The organism is Salinarimonas chemoclinalis, from assembly GCF_041514305.1.
Classification (GTDB): domain Bacteria; phylum Pseudomonadota; class Alphaproteobacteria; order Rhizobiales; family Beijerinckiaceae; genus Salinarimonas; species Salinarimonas chemoclinalis.
The window spans coordinates 400,436-416,263 of record NZ_JBGMWH010000003.1; the positions used below are offsets into that span (position 1 = coordinate 400,436).

General features: G+C 74.5%; 15 protein-coding genes and 1 tRNA gene. 7 read left to right on the forward strand and 9 right to left on the reverse strand.

All coding sequences use genetic code 11. The annotated features are described in order from the left end of the window. Position 1: 1 nt before the first annotated feature. The 6 genes from AB9M23_RS09065 to AB9M23_RS09090 form a co-directional block, all read right to left on the reverse strand. Positions 2-985, reverse strand: a complete 984-nt coding sequence (locus AB9M23_RS09065) for an ABC transporter substrate-binding protein (protein WP_372424199.1) — start codon at positions 983-985, stop codon at positions 2-4. Next, positions 982-1,761 (reverse strand): phosphorylase family protein, encoded by a 780-nt coding sequence (locus AB9M23_RS09070; RefSeq protein ID WP_372424200.1) that lies wholly within the window; start codon positions 1,759-1,761, stop codon positions 982-984. Before AB9M23_RS09070 ends, AB9M23_RS09065 begins: the two co-directional genes overlap by 4 nt. After that, positions 1,751-2,515 (reverse strand): ABC transporter permease, encoded by a 765-nt coding sequence (locus AB9M23_RS09075; RefSeq protein ID WP_372424201.1) that lies wholly within the window; start codon positions 2,513-2,515, stop codon positions 1,751-1,753. Before AB9M23_RS09075 ends, AB9M23_RS09070 begins: the two co-directional genes overlap by 11 nt. Next, positions 2,512-3,264, reverse strand: a complete 753-nt coding sequence (locus AB9M23_RS09080; protein WP_372424202.1) for an ABC transporter ATP-binding protein — start codon at positions 3,262-3,264, stop codon at positions 2,512-2,514. Before AB9M23_RS09080 ends, AB9M23_RS09075 begins: the two co-directional genes overlap by 4 nt. A gap of 277 nt (positions 3,265-3,541) precedes the next feature. Beyond that, positions 3,542-3,617: transfer RNA gene (locus AB9M23_RS09085), tRNA-Ala, on the reverse strand. Between the two features lie 118 nt (positions 3,618-3,735). Then, positions 3,736-4,119 (reverse strand): TIGR02300 family protein, encoded by a 384-nt coding sequence (locus tag AB9M23_RS09090; protein WP_372424203.1) that lies wholly within the window; start codon positions 4,117-4,119, stop codon positions 3,736-3,738. Between the two features lie 171 nt (positions 4,120-4,290). On the opposite strand from AB9M23_RS09090, the gene AB9M23_RS09095 reads away from it, so the two are divergent. From AB9M23_RS09095 to mtaB, 6 genes are all read left to right on the forward strand, one after another. Beyond that, positions 4,291-5,346, forward strand: coding sequence for a cytochrome-c peroxidase (locus AB9M23_RS09095; RefSeq protein WP_372424204.1), 1,056 nt, complete (start codon positions 4,291-4,293; stop codon positions 5,344-5,346). Between the two features lie 132 nt (positions 5,347-5,478). After that, complete coding sequence (locus AB9M23_RS09100) at positions 5,479-6,852, forward strand: carboxyvinyltransferase (protein WP_372424205.1); 1,374 nt, start codon at positions 5,479-5,481, stop codon at positions 6,850-6,852. Then, entirely contained in the window at positions 6,840-7,484 is a 645-nt protein-coding gene (cmk, locus tag AB9M23_RS09105; RefSeq protein WP_372424206.1) for a (d)CMP kinase, read from the forward strand. The genes AB9M23_RS09100 and cmk overlap by 13 nt, the downstream gene beginning before the upstream one ends. Before the next feature lie 131 nt (positions 7,485-7,615). Then, positions 7,616-8,398 (forward strand): DUF1194 domain-containing protein, encoded by a 783-nt coding sequence (locus tag AB9M23_RS09110; protein ID WP_372424207.1) that lies wholly within the window; start codon positions 7,616-7,618, stop codon positions 8,396-8,398. Between the two features lie 84 nt (positions 8,399-8,482). Next, on the forward strand, positions 8,483-9,388 hold the full coding sequence (gene dapF / locus AB9M23_RS09115; protein WP_372424208.1) for a diaminopimelate epimerase: 906 nt from the start codon (positions 8,483-8,485) through the stop codon (positions 9,386-9,388). Next, positions 9,388-10,665 carry a tRNA (N(6)-L-threonylcarbamoyladenosine(37)-C(2))-methylthiotransferase MtaB gene (mtaB, locus tag AB9M23_RS09120; RefSeq protein WP_372424209.1) on the forward strand — a complete coding sequence of 426 codons (1,278 nt, stop codon included), beginning with the start codon at positions 9,388-9,390 and terminating at the stop codon, positions 10,663-10,665. The genes dapF and mtaB overlap by 1 nt, the downstream gene beginning before the upstream one ends. A gap of 2 nt (positions 10,666-10,667) precedes the next feature. On the opposite strand, the gene AB9M23_RS09125 is transcribed toward mtaB, so the two are convergent. Next, on the reverse strand, positions 10,668-11,318 hold the full coding sequence (locus tag AB9M23_RS09125; RefSeq protein ID WP_372424210.1) for a DNA-3-methyladenine glycosylase family protein: 651 nt from the start codon (positions 11,316-11,318) through the stop codon (positions 10,668-10,670). A gap of 91 nt (positions 11,319-11,409) precedes the next feature. Here AB9M23_RS09125 and gluQRS point away from each other — a divergent pair, with 91 nt between their 5' ends. After that, the gene (gluQRS, locus tag AB9M23_RS09130; protein ID WP_372424211.1) at positions 11,410-12,291 is read left to right on the forward strand and encodes a tRNA glutamyl-Q(34) synthetase GluQRS; all 882 of its coding nucleotides are present in this window, start codon (positions 11,410-11,412) and stop codon (positions 12,289-12,291) included. A gap of 9 nt (positions 12,292-12,300) precedes the next feature. Here gluQRS and AB9M23_RS09135 read toward each other — a convergent pair whose 3' ends face one another. Both AB9M23_RS09135 and AB9M23_RS09140 read right to left on the reverse strand, forming a co-directional pair. After that, a complete protein-coding gene (locus AB9M23_RS09135; RefSeq protein ID WP_372424212.1) occupies positions 12,301-13,215 on the reverse strand; it encodes an AEC family transporter in 915 nt (304 codons plus the stop codon). A 16-nt stretch (positions 13,216-13,231) separates the two neighbouring features. After that, complete coding sequence (locus AB9M23_RS09140; protein WP_372424213.1) at positions 13,232-15,430, reverse strand: M23 family metallopeptidase; 2,199 nt, start codon at positions 15,428-15,430, stop codon at positions 13,232-13,234. Positions 15,431-15,828 lie beyond the last annotated feature (398 nt).

Sequence of the window (15,828 nt, forward strand, 5' to 3'; positions counted from 1 at the left end):
CTCAGTTCCCGATCGTCTTCGGGTCCGCGACGACGAACGTGCTGGCGTCGGGGGCCTCTTCGATCACGTCGTACTGCGCGAGGATGTCGGCGTTGGCCTGCCAGGCCGCGAGGTCCGCGACGCCGAGCCCGCGCTCGTCGGTGAGCGCGCTGCGCCACACCGAGGCGGCGAAGGTCTGCTCGAAGGCCGTGACGAGGGCGGGCTTCTGCTCGGCCCACGTGGGGGTGTACTTCTCCATGGCGATGTCGAGCGCCGCCTCGATGTTGCCGTCCATGGTCCACTCGTAGGAGCGGGTCACGGCGTTGGTGAGACGGCGCACGAGGTCCGGGTTCTCCTCGAGCAGGCGTGCGCCGGTCACGACCACGTTGCCGAAGGACGGCAGGAAGTCGTTCGACAGGATCATGTCGACCTCGACGCCGGCGCCCTCGAGCACGTACTTGCGCAGCTCCGAGAACACGATCGCGTCGACCTGGCCCGATTGCAGCGCCTGGACGATGGCGCCGGTGTCGATCAGCTCGACCGTCACGTCGTCGAGGCCGAGCCCGGCCTGGGCGAGGCCGACCTGGAGCTGGAGGTAGTTCGGGCTGCCGTAGCTCGTCACCGCGACCGTCTTGCCGGCGAGGTCGGCGTAGCTGTCGATGCCGGTCTCCGCCTTGGCGAGCAGCGCGCCGATGCCCCGCTGGTAGGTGGTGTGGACGACGCGCACCGGCAGCCCGTTCGCCGCCGCCGCGATCACGGCGTCGCCGTTGGGAAAGCCGAACTGGACGTTGCCGGCGGCGATGTTCGTCAGGATGTCGGAGGCGCCGGCGTAGATGAACTCGACCTCGATGCCCTCGTCGGAGAAGAAGCCGTTCTCGACGCCGGCGTAGAGCGGCGCGTAGAACGGCACCGCCGCGCCGTCGATCTGGAACAGGACCTCGTCCTGCGCGAGCACCGGCGTGGCCAGCAGCAGGCCGAAGCCCAGGAGTGCGGACAGATGCTTCATGATCGTTCCCCTCTGTGTGTCGTCGCCAGGGCGCGCCCGGCGATGTGCAGCAGGTTCTCCTGCGTGCTCCGGTAGTCGTCGAGCCAAGCGTCGGTGGCGCGGTTGCCGTGCACGCCGAGCAGCGCGCAGGCCGCCACGCCGAGCCGTGCGCAGACGGTCAGCACAGTGTGGGCCTCCATCTCCACGCCGAGCGCGCCGGCCGCGCGCAGCGCGTCGAGCCGGTCCGGCGCGGGCGCCGCCTCGCCGCGGCGGATCGGGCGGCCCTGGCCGAGGTAGTAGCTGTCGGTGGAGGCGACCGGCCCGAGATGCGCCGCGAGCCCGAGCTCGGACGCGGCGGCCGCGAGCGCCTCCGGAAGCCCCGGCGCCGCCCCGCCGTCACCCCCGTAGAGCGCCGGCACGCCGCCGTCCCCCAGGGCGCGGGTCACGCAGAGGTAGTCGCCCGGCGCGATCTCGGGCACGAGGGCCGACATGCCCCCGATCCGCACGATCCGCCGCGCGCCGAGCATCGCGAGCTCGACGAGGGCGATCTCGGTGGACGGCCCGCCGATGCCCGACGAGCAGATCGTCAGCCGCCGTCCGCGGTACGACCCGGTGACGACCGCGAACTCGCGGCGGCGGCCGAAATCCGAGACGTCCTCCATCAGCGCGGCCAGCATCGGCACGCGATCGGGATCTCCCGGCACGAGCACGTCCGGGGCGACGTCGCCGGCGCGGGCCGGCAGGTGCGGCGGCATGTCCCCGCGCCAGGGCATGAGGGCGGAGGTGCTAGCGCTCATCGGCGTCGTTCCAGGCGAGCAGGCGGCGCTCGGCGAGCCCGAGCGCGACGTGCAGCGCGACGCCGAGCAGCGCGGTCAGCAGCACGGCGCCGAACAGGAGCGGCGCCCGGTAGGTCGCCGCCGCGAAGGTCATCAGGAAGCCCAGGCCCCGGTCGCCGGAGATCCACTCCGCCAGGATCGCGCCCACCAGCGCCTGCACGCCGCCGACCTTGAGCCCGACGAAGATCCCCGGCAGCGCCGCGGGCAGGTCGATCGCCGCGAAGCGCCGGATGGCGCCCAGCCGCAGCAGCGCGGCGATGTCGTGCAGGCGCGGATCGATGGCGCGCAAGCCCGCCAGCGCGCCGATCAGGACCGGGAAGAACACGAGCGAGAACACGAGCGCGAGCTTCGCCTCCAGCCCGAGACCGAACCAGACGACGAAGAGCGGCGCGAGCGCGATCTTCGGCGCGCTCTGGAGGACGACGAGCGGGCCGTCGAGCAGCGTCGAGAGCAGCGGTACGCGATAGAGCACGTACGCGAGCGCCACGCCCGCCACCGCGCCGAGCGCGAGCCCGAGCGCGATGCTGCGCAGCGTGAACGCGAGGTGCCCCGCGAGGCTCCCCGTCGACGCCTCGCGCACCAGAGCGAGCACCGTCGCCTGCGGGGACGGCAGCAGGTAGGGCGGCATCCCCATCGGGCCGCTGGCGTACCACCAGGCCGTGACGAGCACCGCGAAGGCGGCACCGTACTCCAGGACGGGCCGCACACGGATCATCGCGCCGCCTCCCCGCCACGCAGGTCGCGCCGCAGCGCCGCGACGAGCTCGTGATAGGCGCGGTCGAGCTTGGTCTCCTCGCTGCGCGGGCGCGGCAGGCCGATCGCGTAGGTCCGCTCGAGGCGCCCGGGGCGGGCCGACATCACCATCACCTCGTCGGCGAGGTAGGCGGCCTCCTCGACGGAGTGCGTGACGAGCATCACGGTCTTGCCCGTGCGCTGCCAGATCCGCAGGAGCTCGTCGTTGAGGGTCTCGCGGGTGAGGAGGTCGACCGCGGAGAACGGCTCGTCCATGAGCAGGATCGGCGGGTCGTCGGCCAGCGCGCGGGCGATCGCGGCGCGCTGGCGCATGCCGCCGGAGAGCTGGCGCGGCAGCGTCTGCTCGAAGCCGCGCAGGCCGACGAGCGCCACGAGTTCGCGCACGACCGCATCCGCACGGGCGCGCTCCACGCCCGCCGTGTCGAGGGGGAAGCGGATGTTCGCCTCGACCGACTTCCACGGCAGCAGCACCGCGTCCTGGAAGACGAAGCCGACGGGGCGCTTCACGGGTCCCGCGCCGAGCCGGATCGTGCCCGACGTCGGCGTCTCCAGGCCGGCGATCAGGCGCAGGAGCGTGGACTTCCCGCACCCCGACGGGCCGACGACGGCGACGAAGCGGCCCTCGGGCACCGCGTGGGTGAGCGGCTCGAGGGCCGGCACCGACTTGCCGCGCAGCTGGAAGACCTTGCTGATGCCGTCGATCTCGATCACGTCGCCGTCCGCTCCCCGCCGATCGAGCGGCGCACGGGGCACCGCCCCTGCGGGCCTCCGAGCGCGTCTCAATTTTGATACTCGACTGGGGCTTCCGTTGCGTCAAGCCTGTTTCGACGGCAGACCGCGACGCGCGCTCGAGCAGAGACGGTGGGCAGAGACGGTGTGCAGGGACGGCGGCAACACGACGGGGCCCGGCGGAGCGGTGCTCCGGGGCCTGCGCATGCGCACCGGGGGGCGTTGGAGAGACGGCCGTGTCGGAGGTCGGTCAGGAGATTGGTGGAGCCAGGCGGAATCGAACCGCCGACCTCTTGAATGCCATTCAAGCGCTCTCCCAACTGAGCTATGGCCCCACTCTCGTCCCGCGGGCTCGGGTCCCGTTCGACGGGTCCCGCGGGGTGGTCCGCGGCGGGGAGGGCGATGCCGATCTCCCCGCGACGGAGCGCCTGTTTAGACGCTCCGGAGGGGATGTCAACCCTCTTCTTCGTCCTCGATATCGCTGTCGATGAGGCCGGAAACGTCGTCGTCTCCCTCCTCTTCCTCGGCGAGGAAGGTGTCGTCGGATTCGTCGTCGCCGAGGTCGATGTCCTCGTCGCCGTCCGCCTTCTTCTCGTCGCCTTCGGCCTCCTCGAGCGAGACGAGCTCGACGTCCGCCTTCTCGACGACCTCCTCCTCTTCCTCCTCGGCCTCCACCACGGGCGCGACGCGCCCGCCCTTCGTGCCGACGGCCTCGAAGGCCGAGCGCGGGTAGGCGATGCCGGTGTAGGGGGAGACGACGGGGTCGCGGTCGAGGTCGTAGAACTTGCGCCCGGTCTCGGGGCAGGTCCGCTTGGTGCCGAGTTCCGGTCTGGCCACGGGTGGTTCCTTCGTGTGCTTTGGAATTCTGGAACAGGCGCGGCTAGCGCCTCGCGGGGCGCTTGTCAACGCGCGAATGCGCGGGCGAGCGCCGCAGAGCCTTGATCCAGGTCAAGGGCGGCGGCGGCCCGTGGTCTAGGTTGGCGCCGTTCCATCTCGGAGGGCCGACACATGCGCACGATACTCCTCGCAGCCGCCGCGACGATCGCACTCGCCGCCCCCGCCGCCGCGCAAGGCACCGCGCCGGACGATGCCGCGCTTCGCGAGGAAGCGCGCTCCTGGTTCGAGGCGATCCCGACGAACCCGCCGGCGCTCTCCGGCAACGTCGCGACCCGCGCGCGCGTCGATCTCGGCGCGATGCTGTTCTTCGACCCGAGGCTGTCGGCCTCCGGGCTCCTGTCGTGCAACACCTGCCACAACGTGGGCATGGGTGGCGTCGACGGACTCGAGGTCTCGATCGGCCACGGCTGGCAGAAGGGTCCGCGCAACGCGCCTACCGTCTACAACGCCGTCTTCAACGCCGCGCAGTTCTGGGACGGGCGCGCGCCCGACCTCGCCGAGCAGGCGAAGGGCCCGATCCAGGCGGGCGTGGAGATGAACTCGACGCCCGAGCGGGTCGAGGCGACCCTGCGCTCCATGCAGGGCTACGTCGACGCCTTCGCCGGCGCCTTCCCCGGCGAGGACGACGCGATCTCCTTCGACAACATGGCGCGGGCGATCGAGGCCTTCGAGGCGACGCTGATCACGCCGAACGCGCGCTTCGACCAGTTCCTGATGGGCGACGACCGCGCGCTCGACGCGCAGGAGAAGCGCGGTCTCGCCGCGTTCATCGACACGGGCTGCGCCGCCTGCCATGCCGGCGTGAACTTCGGCGGGCAGGAGTACTATCCCTTCGGCGTCGTCGAGCGGCCGGGGGCGGAGGTGCTGCCGGTCGGCGACCGCGGCCGCTTCCAGGTCACCGAGACGGCGGCGGACGACTACGTCTTCCGCGCGGCCCCGCTGCGCAACATCGAGCTCACCGCACCCTACTTCCACTCCGGCGCGGTCTGGGATCTGGAGGAGGCGGTGGCGGTGATGAGCGTCGCACAGCTCGGGACCGCGCTGTCGGACGAGGAGATCGCCGACATCACGGCCTTCCTGCGCACGCTCACCGGCGAGAAGCCGATCGTCCAGCATCCGATCCTGCCGGTGCGCACGTCCGAGACGCCGCTGCCCGAGGACATGTGAGGCGACGGCGCGCGGGCGATCTCGCGCGCGCACGGGCGCGAACGGACGATCGGCGGGGCGGGTCGTGACGCGGCCCGCCCCGCGTGCTAGGCGTCCGGCCGTTCTCGACGTCCCCGGTGAGCGAGCCCGTTCGTGCCCTGCGGATCCCCCCCTGATCGCCCGCCCCGCTCCGGGACGCGCGAGCGCCTCTGCGTCCGGGCGGCCGGCGCGCTGCGCGGGCGCGTGCGCCCGCCCGGATCGCCGGAGGACGGGCATGCGGCGCTCGTGCTCGGCGCGCTCGCGATAGGCGAGACGGCGATCCGCGGCATGCCCTCGGGCGAGGCGGTCGCGCGCACGGCGCGGGCCTGCCGCGCCCTCGGTGCGCGGGTGACGGAGGGCGACGCCTCGTGGACCGTCGCCGGGACCGGCGTCGGCGGGCTGTCGGAACCGACGATGCCGCTCGTGATCGACGATGCCGCGCTCGCCCCGATCCTCGGCGCCTGCGCCTCGCATCCGATCGACGTGACGATCGCCCCGCGCGCCGGCTCGGCGGACGATCCCGTAGGGGCGGGTCTGCGCGAGGCGCTCGCCGCCATGGGCGCGCGCCTCGCCGTCGGCGCGGACGGCGGGGGCCTGAACGTGCGCGGCGCGCGCGAGGCGATCCCGATCGCGCGCGAGGGCGCGGCCGGCGATGCCGCCACGGCGCGGGCCGTGCTCGTCGCCGGGCTGAACGCGCCGGGGCGCACCACGGTCGTCGCGCCGGCCGCGGGCCTCGGTGCGCTGCCCGATCTCATGGCTCGCCTCGGCGCGCGGATCCACCGCGTGCCGCACGGCGCGCACGGGCGCAGCCTCGCGCTCGACGGCCAGCCGGAGCTCGTCGGCGTGCCGCTCGCCCTGCCGGCCGACCCCGCCTGCACGGCGGCGCTCGTGCTTGCCGCGCTCGTCGTCCCCGGCTCCGACGTGGTGCTCGACGGCCTCGCCCCCGACGGCCCGACGGACGCGTTCCTGGCGGCGTTGCGGACCCTGGGGGCGGACATCGCCGAGGAGGCGGGCGATCCGGCCGGTCTTCGTGCGGTCCGCGTTCGTGCGGGCGCGCCGGGCGCGGGAGGCGTGCTCGCGGCGGACGCGGTCGCCGCGCTCGGACCGACCCTCCCAGCCCTCGCCCTCGCGGCGGCGTCCTCCGCCGGCGAGAGCCGCCTCGCAGGGGCCTGCGCGCCCGATCGCCCGGACGCGCCGCGCATCTCCGCGCTCGCCGCGGGGCTCGCCGCGATGGGGATCGCGCACCGTGCCGTGGGCGACGATCTCGTCCTCTCCGGCGGCGCCCGGCCGCCCGCGGCGGAGGATATCGTGGTGCCCGCGGCGGGCGACCCGGTCCTCGCCGTCGCGCTCGCCGCCTTCGGTGCGAGCCTGCCGCGGGGGCTCGCGATCGCCGAGCCCGGCCCGATCGACGCCGCCCTGCCGGATCTCGAGAGACTTCTACGCGCCGTCGGCGCAGAGCTGGAGGAGACCGCCCGATGGGCTTCGTGATCGCCGTCGACGGACCCGCGGCATCGGGCAAGGGGACGCTCTCCAAGCGCATCGCCGCCCATTACGGGCTCGCGCATCTCGACACCGGCCTGCTCTACCGCGCCGTGGCGCGCCTCCTCCTCGACAAGAACCGCCCGCTCGACGACGAGAAGGCGGCGGCGGCCGCCGCCTATGCGCTGGAGCTCGCCTTCATGGACGAGAGCCGCCTGCGCGGCGCGGAGATGGGGGAGGCGGCCTCGCGCGTCTCGGTGATTCCGGCCGTGCGCGCGGCGCTCCTCGACCGCCAGCGGGATTTCGCCGCGCAGGCGCCCGGCGCCGTGCTCGACGGGCGCGACATCGGGACGGTGATCTGCCCCGACGCCGACGTGAAGCTCTTCGTCACCGCGAGCGCCGAGGAGCGCGCGCGCCGCCGCCATCGCGAGCTCGTGGGGCGCGGCGACGCGCCTCCCTACGAGACCGTGCTGGCGGACATCCACGCCCGCGACGCCCGCGACCAGGGCCGCGCCACGGCCCCGCTGAGGCCGGCGGACGACGCCGTGCTCCTCGACACCTCCGACCTAGACGTCGAGGGCGCCTTCGCGCGCGCGAGAGAGATCGTGGAGGCCACGCGCGGCGCTTCGTCGCTCCGGTAATCCGCGCACTAGCCCGATCCGCCGACCCGCTGGCATGCTCCTCGCTTCACCGACGCGCGGGGGGCTCTCCGGAAAGAGGAGGCCGAGCGATGTGGGCGTTGAGCGTTCGCGGGAGATCCCGCACCGGCGGCATGGCCGCCCTGGTTCTCGCGGTGACGATCGCGAGCCTGAGCTTCGCGCGGCCCGCGCAGGCGGAGACCGAGGTCGACGTCGCGCTCGTGCTCGCCGTCGACATCTCCTTCTCGATGGACACCGACGAGCAGGAGCTCCAACGCGCCGGCTTCGTCGAGGCGCTGCGCTCGCGCGAGGTGCACGAGGCGATCGGGCGCGGGCTCATCGGCCAGATCGCGGTCACCTACGTCGAGTGGGCCGGCGTCGCCGACCGGCACGTCATCGTCCCCTGGACGCTGATCGACGGGCCCGAGAGCGCCGTGCGCTTCGCCGACGACCTCGAGTTCGAGCGGATCAACCGGGCGCGCCGCACCTCGATCGCCGGCGCGATCGACTATTCCCTCCAGCTCCTCGAGGAGAGCGGCGTGCGGGCGCTGCGCCGGGTCATCGACGTCTCCGGGGACGGCCCCAACAACGAGGGCGCCTTCGTCACCGCGGCGCGAGACCGGGCGATCGCTCGGGGCGTGACGGTCAACGGCCTGCCGATCATGCTCAAGCGGCCCGGCTACCTCGACATCGACGACCTCGACAAGTACTACGTCGACTGCGTGATCGGCGGGCCGGGCGCCTTCGTCGTGCCGGTGCGCGCACCCGAGCAGTTCGTCGACGCGATCCGCACGAAGCTCGTGCTCGAGATCGCCGGCATCGTCCCGCCGCGCCCGCTGGTGCAACGCGCCCAGGTGGACCTGCCGACGGACTGCCTCGTCGGCGAGCGGCAGTGGGAGTATCGCAACCGGTTCTGAAGGGGGGCGATGGCGGGCGCGCTCTGGCATTCGCGCCGGCCATCGCGCATATAGACGCGAGACCCGACGGCCCGGATCCCGCCCATGTCCCCGCTCGCGCACCGCCGCTTCCTCAAGATGAACGGCATCGGCAACGAGATCGCCGTGCTCGATCTGCGCGGCACGGACCTGCGCGTGCGCCCCGCCGAGGCGCGGGCGATCGCCGCGAGCGCCGCCTCGCGGTTCGACCAGCTGATGGTGATCCACGACCCGAGCGTTCCCGGGCTCGACGCGGACCTGCGGATCTACAACGTCGACGGCTCGGAATCGGGCGCCTGCGGGAACGGCACGCGCTGCGTCGCCTGGGCGCTGGTGCACGATCCGCAGATGGGCGACCCGGCGAAGACGGCGCTCACCCTGCGCACCAGGGCGGGGCTGCTGCCGGTGACGGTCGACGGCGCGACGACCTTCACGGTGGACATGGGCGCGCCGAAGCTCGCCTGGCAGGACATCCCGCTGCGCGACCCGTTCCCGGACACGCGCTACATCGAGCTGCAGATCGGGCCGATCGACGATCCGATCCTGCACTCGCCGGCGGCGGTGAACATGGGCAATCCGCACGCGATCTTCTTCGTCGACGACGTCGACGCCTACGATCTCGCGCGCATCGGCCCGTTGCTCGAGAACCATCCGATCTTCCCCGATCGCGCAAACATCTCGCTCGCGCATGTCCTCTCGCCGACCCGTATCCGCCTGCGCGTCTGGGAGCGTGGGGTCGGCCTCACCCGCGCCTGCGGCTCCGCCGCCTGCGCGGCGCTCGTCGCCGCCGCCCGCAAGAAGCTCACCGGCCGCGAGGCCGTGGTGGCGCTCCCGGGCGGGGAGCTGACGATCCGCTGGCGCGCGAGCGACGATCACGTGCTGATGACCGGGCCGGTGGAGCTCGAGCACGAGGGCCGGCTCGAGGCCTCGCTGTTCGCGGATCTCGCCGTGGACCGCGCGGAGAGCGCCTGATGGCGCACGCGCCGCCCGAGGGCGGGGACGCGCGCGCCCGCGTCGAGACCTTCGGCTGCCGGCTCAACCTCGCCGAATCGGAGGCGATCGCCCGCCGCCTCGACGCCGCCGGGCTCGACGACGTCGCCGTGATCAACACCTGCGCCGTCACCGCCGAGGCGACGCGCCAGGCGCGTCGGGCGATCCGCCGCGTCGCGCGGGAGCGGCCCGGCGCGCGGCTCGTCGTCACCGGCTGCGCCGCCCAGGTCGAGCCCGACGCCTTCGCGGCGATGCCCGAGGTCGCCCACGTTCTCGGCAACGAGGACAAGCGCGACCCCGCCGCCTGGGCGCGGCTCGCCGCGGGGGACGCGCCGCGCCGGCTCGTCTCCGACGTGATGCGCGCGCGCGCCGCCCCCACCCCAGACGCCGCGCCGCCGCGCGGGCGCACCCGCGCCTTCGTGCAGGTGCAGACCGGGTGCGACCACCGCTGCACGTTCTGCGTCATTCCCTTCGGCCGCGGGAATTCCCGGTCCGTCCCCGCCGCGACCGTCGTCGAGAGCGTGCGCGCGCAGGCCGCGGCCGGAGCCCGCGAGGTGGTCCTCACCGGCGTCGACCTCACCAGCTGGGGCGGCGATCTCGAAGGGGGGCCACGCCTCGGCGCGCTCGTGAAGGCGCTGCTCGCCGGGGTGCCGGATCTCGCGCGGCTGCGCGTGTCCTCCCTCGATTCGGTCGAGATGGACGACGATCTCCTCGAGGCGATCGCGACCGAGCCGCGGCTGATGCCGCATCTCCATCTCTCGCTCCAGGCGGGGGACGACCTCGTCCTCAAGCGCATGAAGCGCCGTCATGCCCGCGCCGACGCGATCGCCCTGTGCGAACGGCTGCGCGCCCTGCGCCCGGAAATCGCGCTCGGCGCCGACCTGATCGCCGGCTTCCCCACCGAGACGGAGGCGATGTTCGCCCGCTCCCTCGACCTCGTCGCCGAATGCGGGCTCACCCATCTCCACGTCTTTCCCTACTCGCCGCGGCCGGGCACGCCGGCGGCGCGCATGCCGCAGGTGCCGCCCGAGATCGTCCGCGAGCGCGCCCGGCGCCTGCGCGAGGCCGGCGAGGCGGCGCTCGCCAGCCATCTCGCGACGCATGTCGGCGCGCGTCGCCGCGTGCTCGCGGAGCGCGGTGGGACTGGCCGCACCGAGGACTTCTCGCTCGTGCGCTTCGCCGCGGAGGCGCCCGAACCGGGCGCGCTCGTCGAGACGACGATCGCCGCGACCGACGGACGGTCGCTGCTGGCCGCGTGAGGTCAGGCCGTCTCCCCCGTCCCCGCCCGCCCCGTGAGGCGGCGGTAGTGCGCCCAGAGCAGCTTCGCCGCGACGCCCCGCCAGGGCCGCCAGGCCTCGGCCATCGCTGCGAGCGCCTTCGCGTCGGGGCGGGCCTCGAGCCCGTAGATCATCCGCGCGGCCTCCTGCAGGGCGAGATCCCCCGCGGCGAAGGCGTCGGCGTGGCCGAGGCAGAACAGCAGATAGATGTCCGCCGTCCACGGCCCGATCCCGTGCACGGCGACGAGCCGCGCCCGCGCGTCGTCGGCGGGCATGGCGCCGAGGTCGGCGAACGGCAGGGCGCCGCTCGCCACCGCCTCGGCGACGGCTCGCAGCGTGCGGATCTTCGGGCGCGACAGGCCGACCGCGCGCAGGGTCTCGTCGGAGGCCGCCCGCAGGGCGTCGGCCGTCATCTCCGGCAGCGCCGCCTCGAGCCGCGCGTTGATCGCCGCCGCGCTCGCCACCGACACCTGCTGGCCGATCACGATCCAGGCGAGCCCCGCGAAGCCCTCCGGGCGCGTGCGCAGGGCGGGCACCGAGCCCTCGGCGACGGCGCGCGCCAGCGCGGGATCGCGCGCGACGAGCTCGGCCAGCCCCTCGCGCAACCGCTCCTCGCTGTCGAGACGCGCGTCCATCGCCTATCTCCAGGGTCTCGCGCGTCCCGCAGGCCGGGACGCATCGTCGGTGACGCCTCGTCGAACCACCTCTCCTGGCGCAGGGTGACCCGTGACGCAACCCGTCTTCCGCTTCGCGCCGAGCCCCAACGGCCGCCTGCATCTCGGCCACGCCTACTCGGCGCTGGAGAACGCCCGGCTCGCCGCGGATCTCGGCGGCCGCCTCGTCCTGCGCATCGAGGACATCGACACGACCCGCTGCCGCGAGGATCTCGTCGCCGCCATGCTGGACGACCTCGCCTGGCTCGGCATGCCCTTCGAGCCCGCGCCGCTGCGCCAGTCGACCCGCTTTCCCGCCTACGCGGCCGCGGCGGCGCGGCTGCGGGCGCGCGGGCTCCTCTATCCCTGCATCTGCTCGCGCCGGGAGATCGCCGACGCCGTCGCCGCGCGGGAGGCGGCGACCGGGGCGCCCGTCCCCCGCGATCCCGACGGCGCGCCGCTCTACCCCCGAAGCTGCCGGGCGCGCGATCCCGCCGCGGTTCTCGCGGAGGGTCGCCCGGTCGCCTGGCGCCTCGCCATGGACGCGGCCCTCGTCGCCGCGCCGGGCCCGCACGCCTACGCCCGCTTCGACGACGGCGGCGCGCACGCCCCCGTCGTCGCCGACCCCGCCCGCTGGGGCGACGCCGTGATCGTGCGCAAGGAGATCGCGACGAGCTACCACCTCGCCGTCGTCGTCGACGACGCCGCGCAGGGCGTGACCCACGTGGTCCGCGGCACGGATCTCGAGGCCGCGACGGACCTCCACGTCCTGCTCCAGCGCCTGCTCGACCTGCCGACGCCGCTCTACCGGCATCATCGCCTCGTGCGCGACGCGGCCGGCGAGAAGCTCGCCAAGTCGCTGGGCTCGACGCCGCTGGCCGAACTGCGCGCCGCGGGCTGGACGCCCGAGGACGTGCGCGCGGCCGTGCGGGACGCGGGGGCCGGCGCACGGTAGACGGCGTGCTCAGCCCGTCACCAGCCAGAGCCACCCCGCCATGGTCACGACGGCGAGCGCCGTCGACAGCGCCACCGCGCTCGACGCGAGCCCGACGCCGGAGCGGTAGGTCTGCGCCAGCAGGAAGGCGTTGATGCCCGAGGGGCAGGCGGCGAACATCACCGCCACCGGGATCCAGGCCTCGGGCACGGGGAAGACGAAGGTCGCCAGCAGCCAGACCAGGAGCGGGTGGAGCAGGAGCTTGCCCGCCGTGATCGTCGCGGGCAGCGGCAGCCCCGCCGCGAGCCCGTAGCGCGCGAGCGCGATTCCCATCGCGACGAGCGCCGCCGGCGCGGCGGCGTCCGCCAGCATGCCGATCATCCGCCACAGCGGCTCCGGCACGCCCTCGGCGAAGGGCCGCAGCGCCGCGCCGAGCGCGATGCCGATGATGATCGGATGCGTGGCGAGCTTCCTCGCGATGCCGGCGAGCGAGGCGCCGCGCCCCTCGACGAGGAGCGTCGCCGCGCTCATCGTGATCGGCAGGTGGATCGCGACCAGCAGGAACAGCGGCACGGCAGCGGCGTCGCCGAAGGCCTTGAGGATCAGCGGCACGCCGATCAGCACGGTGTTCGACTGCGCCGCCGAGAAGCCCGCCACCACCGTCTCGACCCCCACCCGCCCGAAGGCGTGGCGCGCGAGGAGCCCGACCACCGCCCAGACGGCCGCGAGCGCGAGGAAGTAGGAGGCCCAGTAGCCCCACGGCTCGGCCAGCGGGACGTCCCCGCGCGCCAGCGTGTCCAGGATGAGGCAGGGCAGAGCGATGGCGAAGACGAACTGGGTGAGCCCGGTCCCCGCCGCCTCGTCGATGATGCCGCGCTTGCGGGCGGCGAAGCCGACGAGGACGAGGCCGAAGATCGGCAGGACCACGAGGAGGGCGTCGAGCATGGACCCGCGGCCGCCCTCAGCCGCCGGTGCCCTGCGCGACGCGCACCGGTCCGTCGGCGCGCTCCATCAGCTCGACGACCTGGTCGCGCTGGCGGGCGAAGTCGGCCAGCGCGCGCCCGTCGAGCTCGCGCGAGCGCGGCACGCGGATCTTCAAGGGGTCGACGAAGCGGCCGTTGACCATCACCTCGTAGTGCAGGTGCGGACCCGTCGAGAGGCCGGAATTGCCGAGATAGCCGATCACCTGGCCTTGCGTCACGCGCGTGCCGGGCTGGATGCCGTCGCCGATCCGGGACATGTGCGAGTAGGTGGTCACGTAGCCGTTGGCGTGCTGGATCTCGACCCGGCGCCCGTAGCCGCCCTCCCAGCCGGCCACCGTGACGGTGCCGGCGCCGGCGGCGAAGATCGGCGTGCCGACGCGGTTCGACCAGTCGACGCCGGTGTGCATGCGGGCATAGCGCAGGACCGGGTGTCGGCGCATGCCGAAGCCCGAGGTGAGGCGCCCGTCGGCGATGGGCTTACGCATGAGGAACTTCTTCAGCGAGCGTCCCTCGGCGTCGAAATAGTCGACCGCGCCGGTCTCGGGGTCGTGGAAGCGGTAGACCCGGCTCGTCTCGCCGCCGATCGTCAGCGCGGCGGAGAGGATCTCCGGCGGCGCGTCCGGCTCGGGCTGCGTATAGAACACGTCGATGGCGTCGCCCGGCTGGACCCGGCGCTGGAAGTCGACGTCGTAGGCGAAGACCTGGACGAGGTCCTCCACCGTGTCGTGGGAGAGGCCGTGCTTCATCGCCGTCTCGAACAGGCTCTCGTAGAGGCGCGCGCCGCCCTGCCCCTCGTCCGCCTGCGCGACCGCCGTCCCCTCGGGCCGCGGCTCCTCCGGCACGGGAACGGCGACGAACGCGTGCGCGTCGGTCACGGCCGCGATCGCCTCGACGCCGCGCTCGCCGTAGAGCACGACCCGCAGGAGCCGGCGCGGGTCGCCGGGCCGGGCGCCGTCGCGCACGAGGAGCCGCATCGGCTGGCCGGCGGGGAGGGCCGCGACGACCTGCGCGCCCCCGAGCGCGGCGACGGCGCCCGCGACGTCCTCCGCCGCGATGCCCCGCTCCGCGAGGAGCTGCGGCAGCGTCTGCTCGCGCCCGAGCGCGAGGCCGAGCTCCTCGGTGTCGTCCTCGCCCTCGGCGGGCGCGCGCTTGGGCAGCGTCGTGACGTTCTCGGGGATGACGCGCACCTCGATCGAGTCGAACGGCGTGTCCTCGACGGCGGCGTAGGCGGCGAGCCCGCCGATCGCGGCGGGGCCGACGGTGCGCCCGAGCATCGCCTGCGCCGGCAGCGGCAGCCCGCGGCGCTGGCCGGCCGCGAGCGCGATGCGTCGCTCCTCGGAGACCTGCGCGGCGGCGTCGGCGTCGGAGAGGGCGGGCGAGACGGGCCCCGGCGGCACCTCGGCGAGCGCCCGGCGCAGCACGGTGACGTCCGCCTCCTCCGGCGCGAGTTCCGCGGCCGCCGGCGCCGGCTGGGCGTCGTCGTCGCTCCCCTCGGCGAGGTAGCGCATCGGGTCGAAGCGCGGGATGTCGGCGGCGTGGACCCCGGTCGTGCGCGAAAGGCCGGTGGCGAGGCGCGTGAAGGACTGGACGCGGATCATCTCGCGCTCGCCGACGCGCTGCGCCATCGGCGCCTCGAAGGTGCTCGTCGCGGTGACGGTGAGCGTCGTGCGCAGCAGGCGATCGGCCTTGGCGGCGCCGCCGCGCGCGGCGTCCGCGCCGGGCGCGGCGGCCTGCGGGACGATGCGCTCGGCCGGCGCCACGAGCGCCGTCGAGCCCTCGACGGCCACGACGATCGCGGCCCCGATGAGCAGCGCCCCGGTGGCGCCCGTCAGCACGCCCCCGGCGAGCCAGCGCCAGGACACGGCGCGCCGCGCGATCGGGGCGTCGTCGCCGGCGGGATCGAGCGGCGGCTCGCCGCCCAGGGGAAAGGCCCGGTCCGTGCCGCGGCGTCCGGTGGATGCGACGCCCGCCGGGGAGAGGGGGCGGGTGCCCGCGCGCGGGGGCGTCGTGCCGGAGGAGGGGAGCCCGGACGCCGCCGGCGCCGGCCGCGGCGGGGAGGCGCCCTCCCGGGGCTCCCCGCTCGCGCCGGGCGCGGGCGGTGCGCCGGTCGCGAACGCGCCGGCCCCGCCGCCTCGCGTCTGCGCGTCGTCACCCGGATCTGGGATGCCTGCCTTCATGCCCCGACTCGATCCCGCTCGAACCCGCCCGCGTCCCGCACGCACCTCGTCCGCGCGGGCGCACCATAGCCAAGCCCTCGGCCCGCTGGCAACGCTCGGCGGCGCCCGGAGAGGGTCGCGCCGTCGCGGATGCCTCCTCGACGCGACTGCGCTCCCAAGATGACGGCAATGAGGCGCGGGGCCGGCTCGGAGCCGGCCCCGCGGGCGTTCGCAGGCGGCGAATCGCGGCCGCGTGGAAAAATTCATGACGGCCTGTTGACAGCTCGGGTGGGCGTCGGTAGATAAGCGCCATCGACGCCGGGCGCTTCGACGCCGCGGCGGTTTCGCTTCCTCTGGAGAGCGTTGGGTGCCGGAGCCGGCCTTGGTCGGAACGAGCCCCGTTTTTCCCGGCGCGAGAC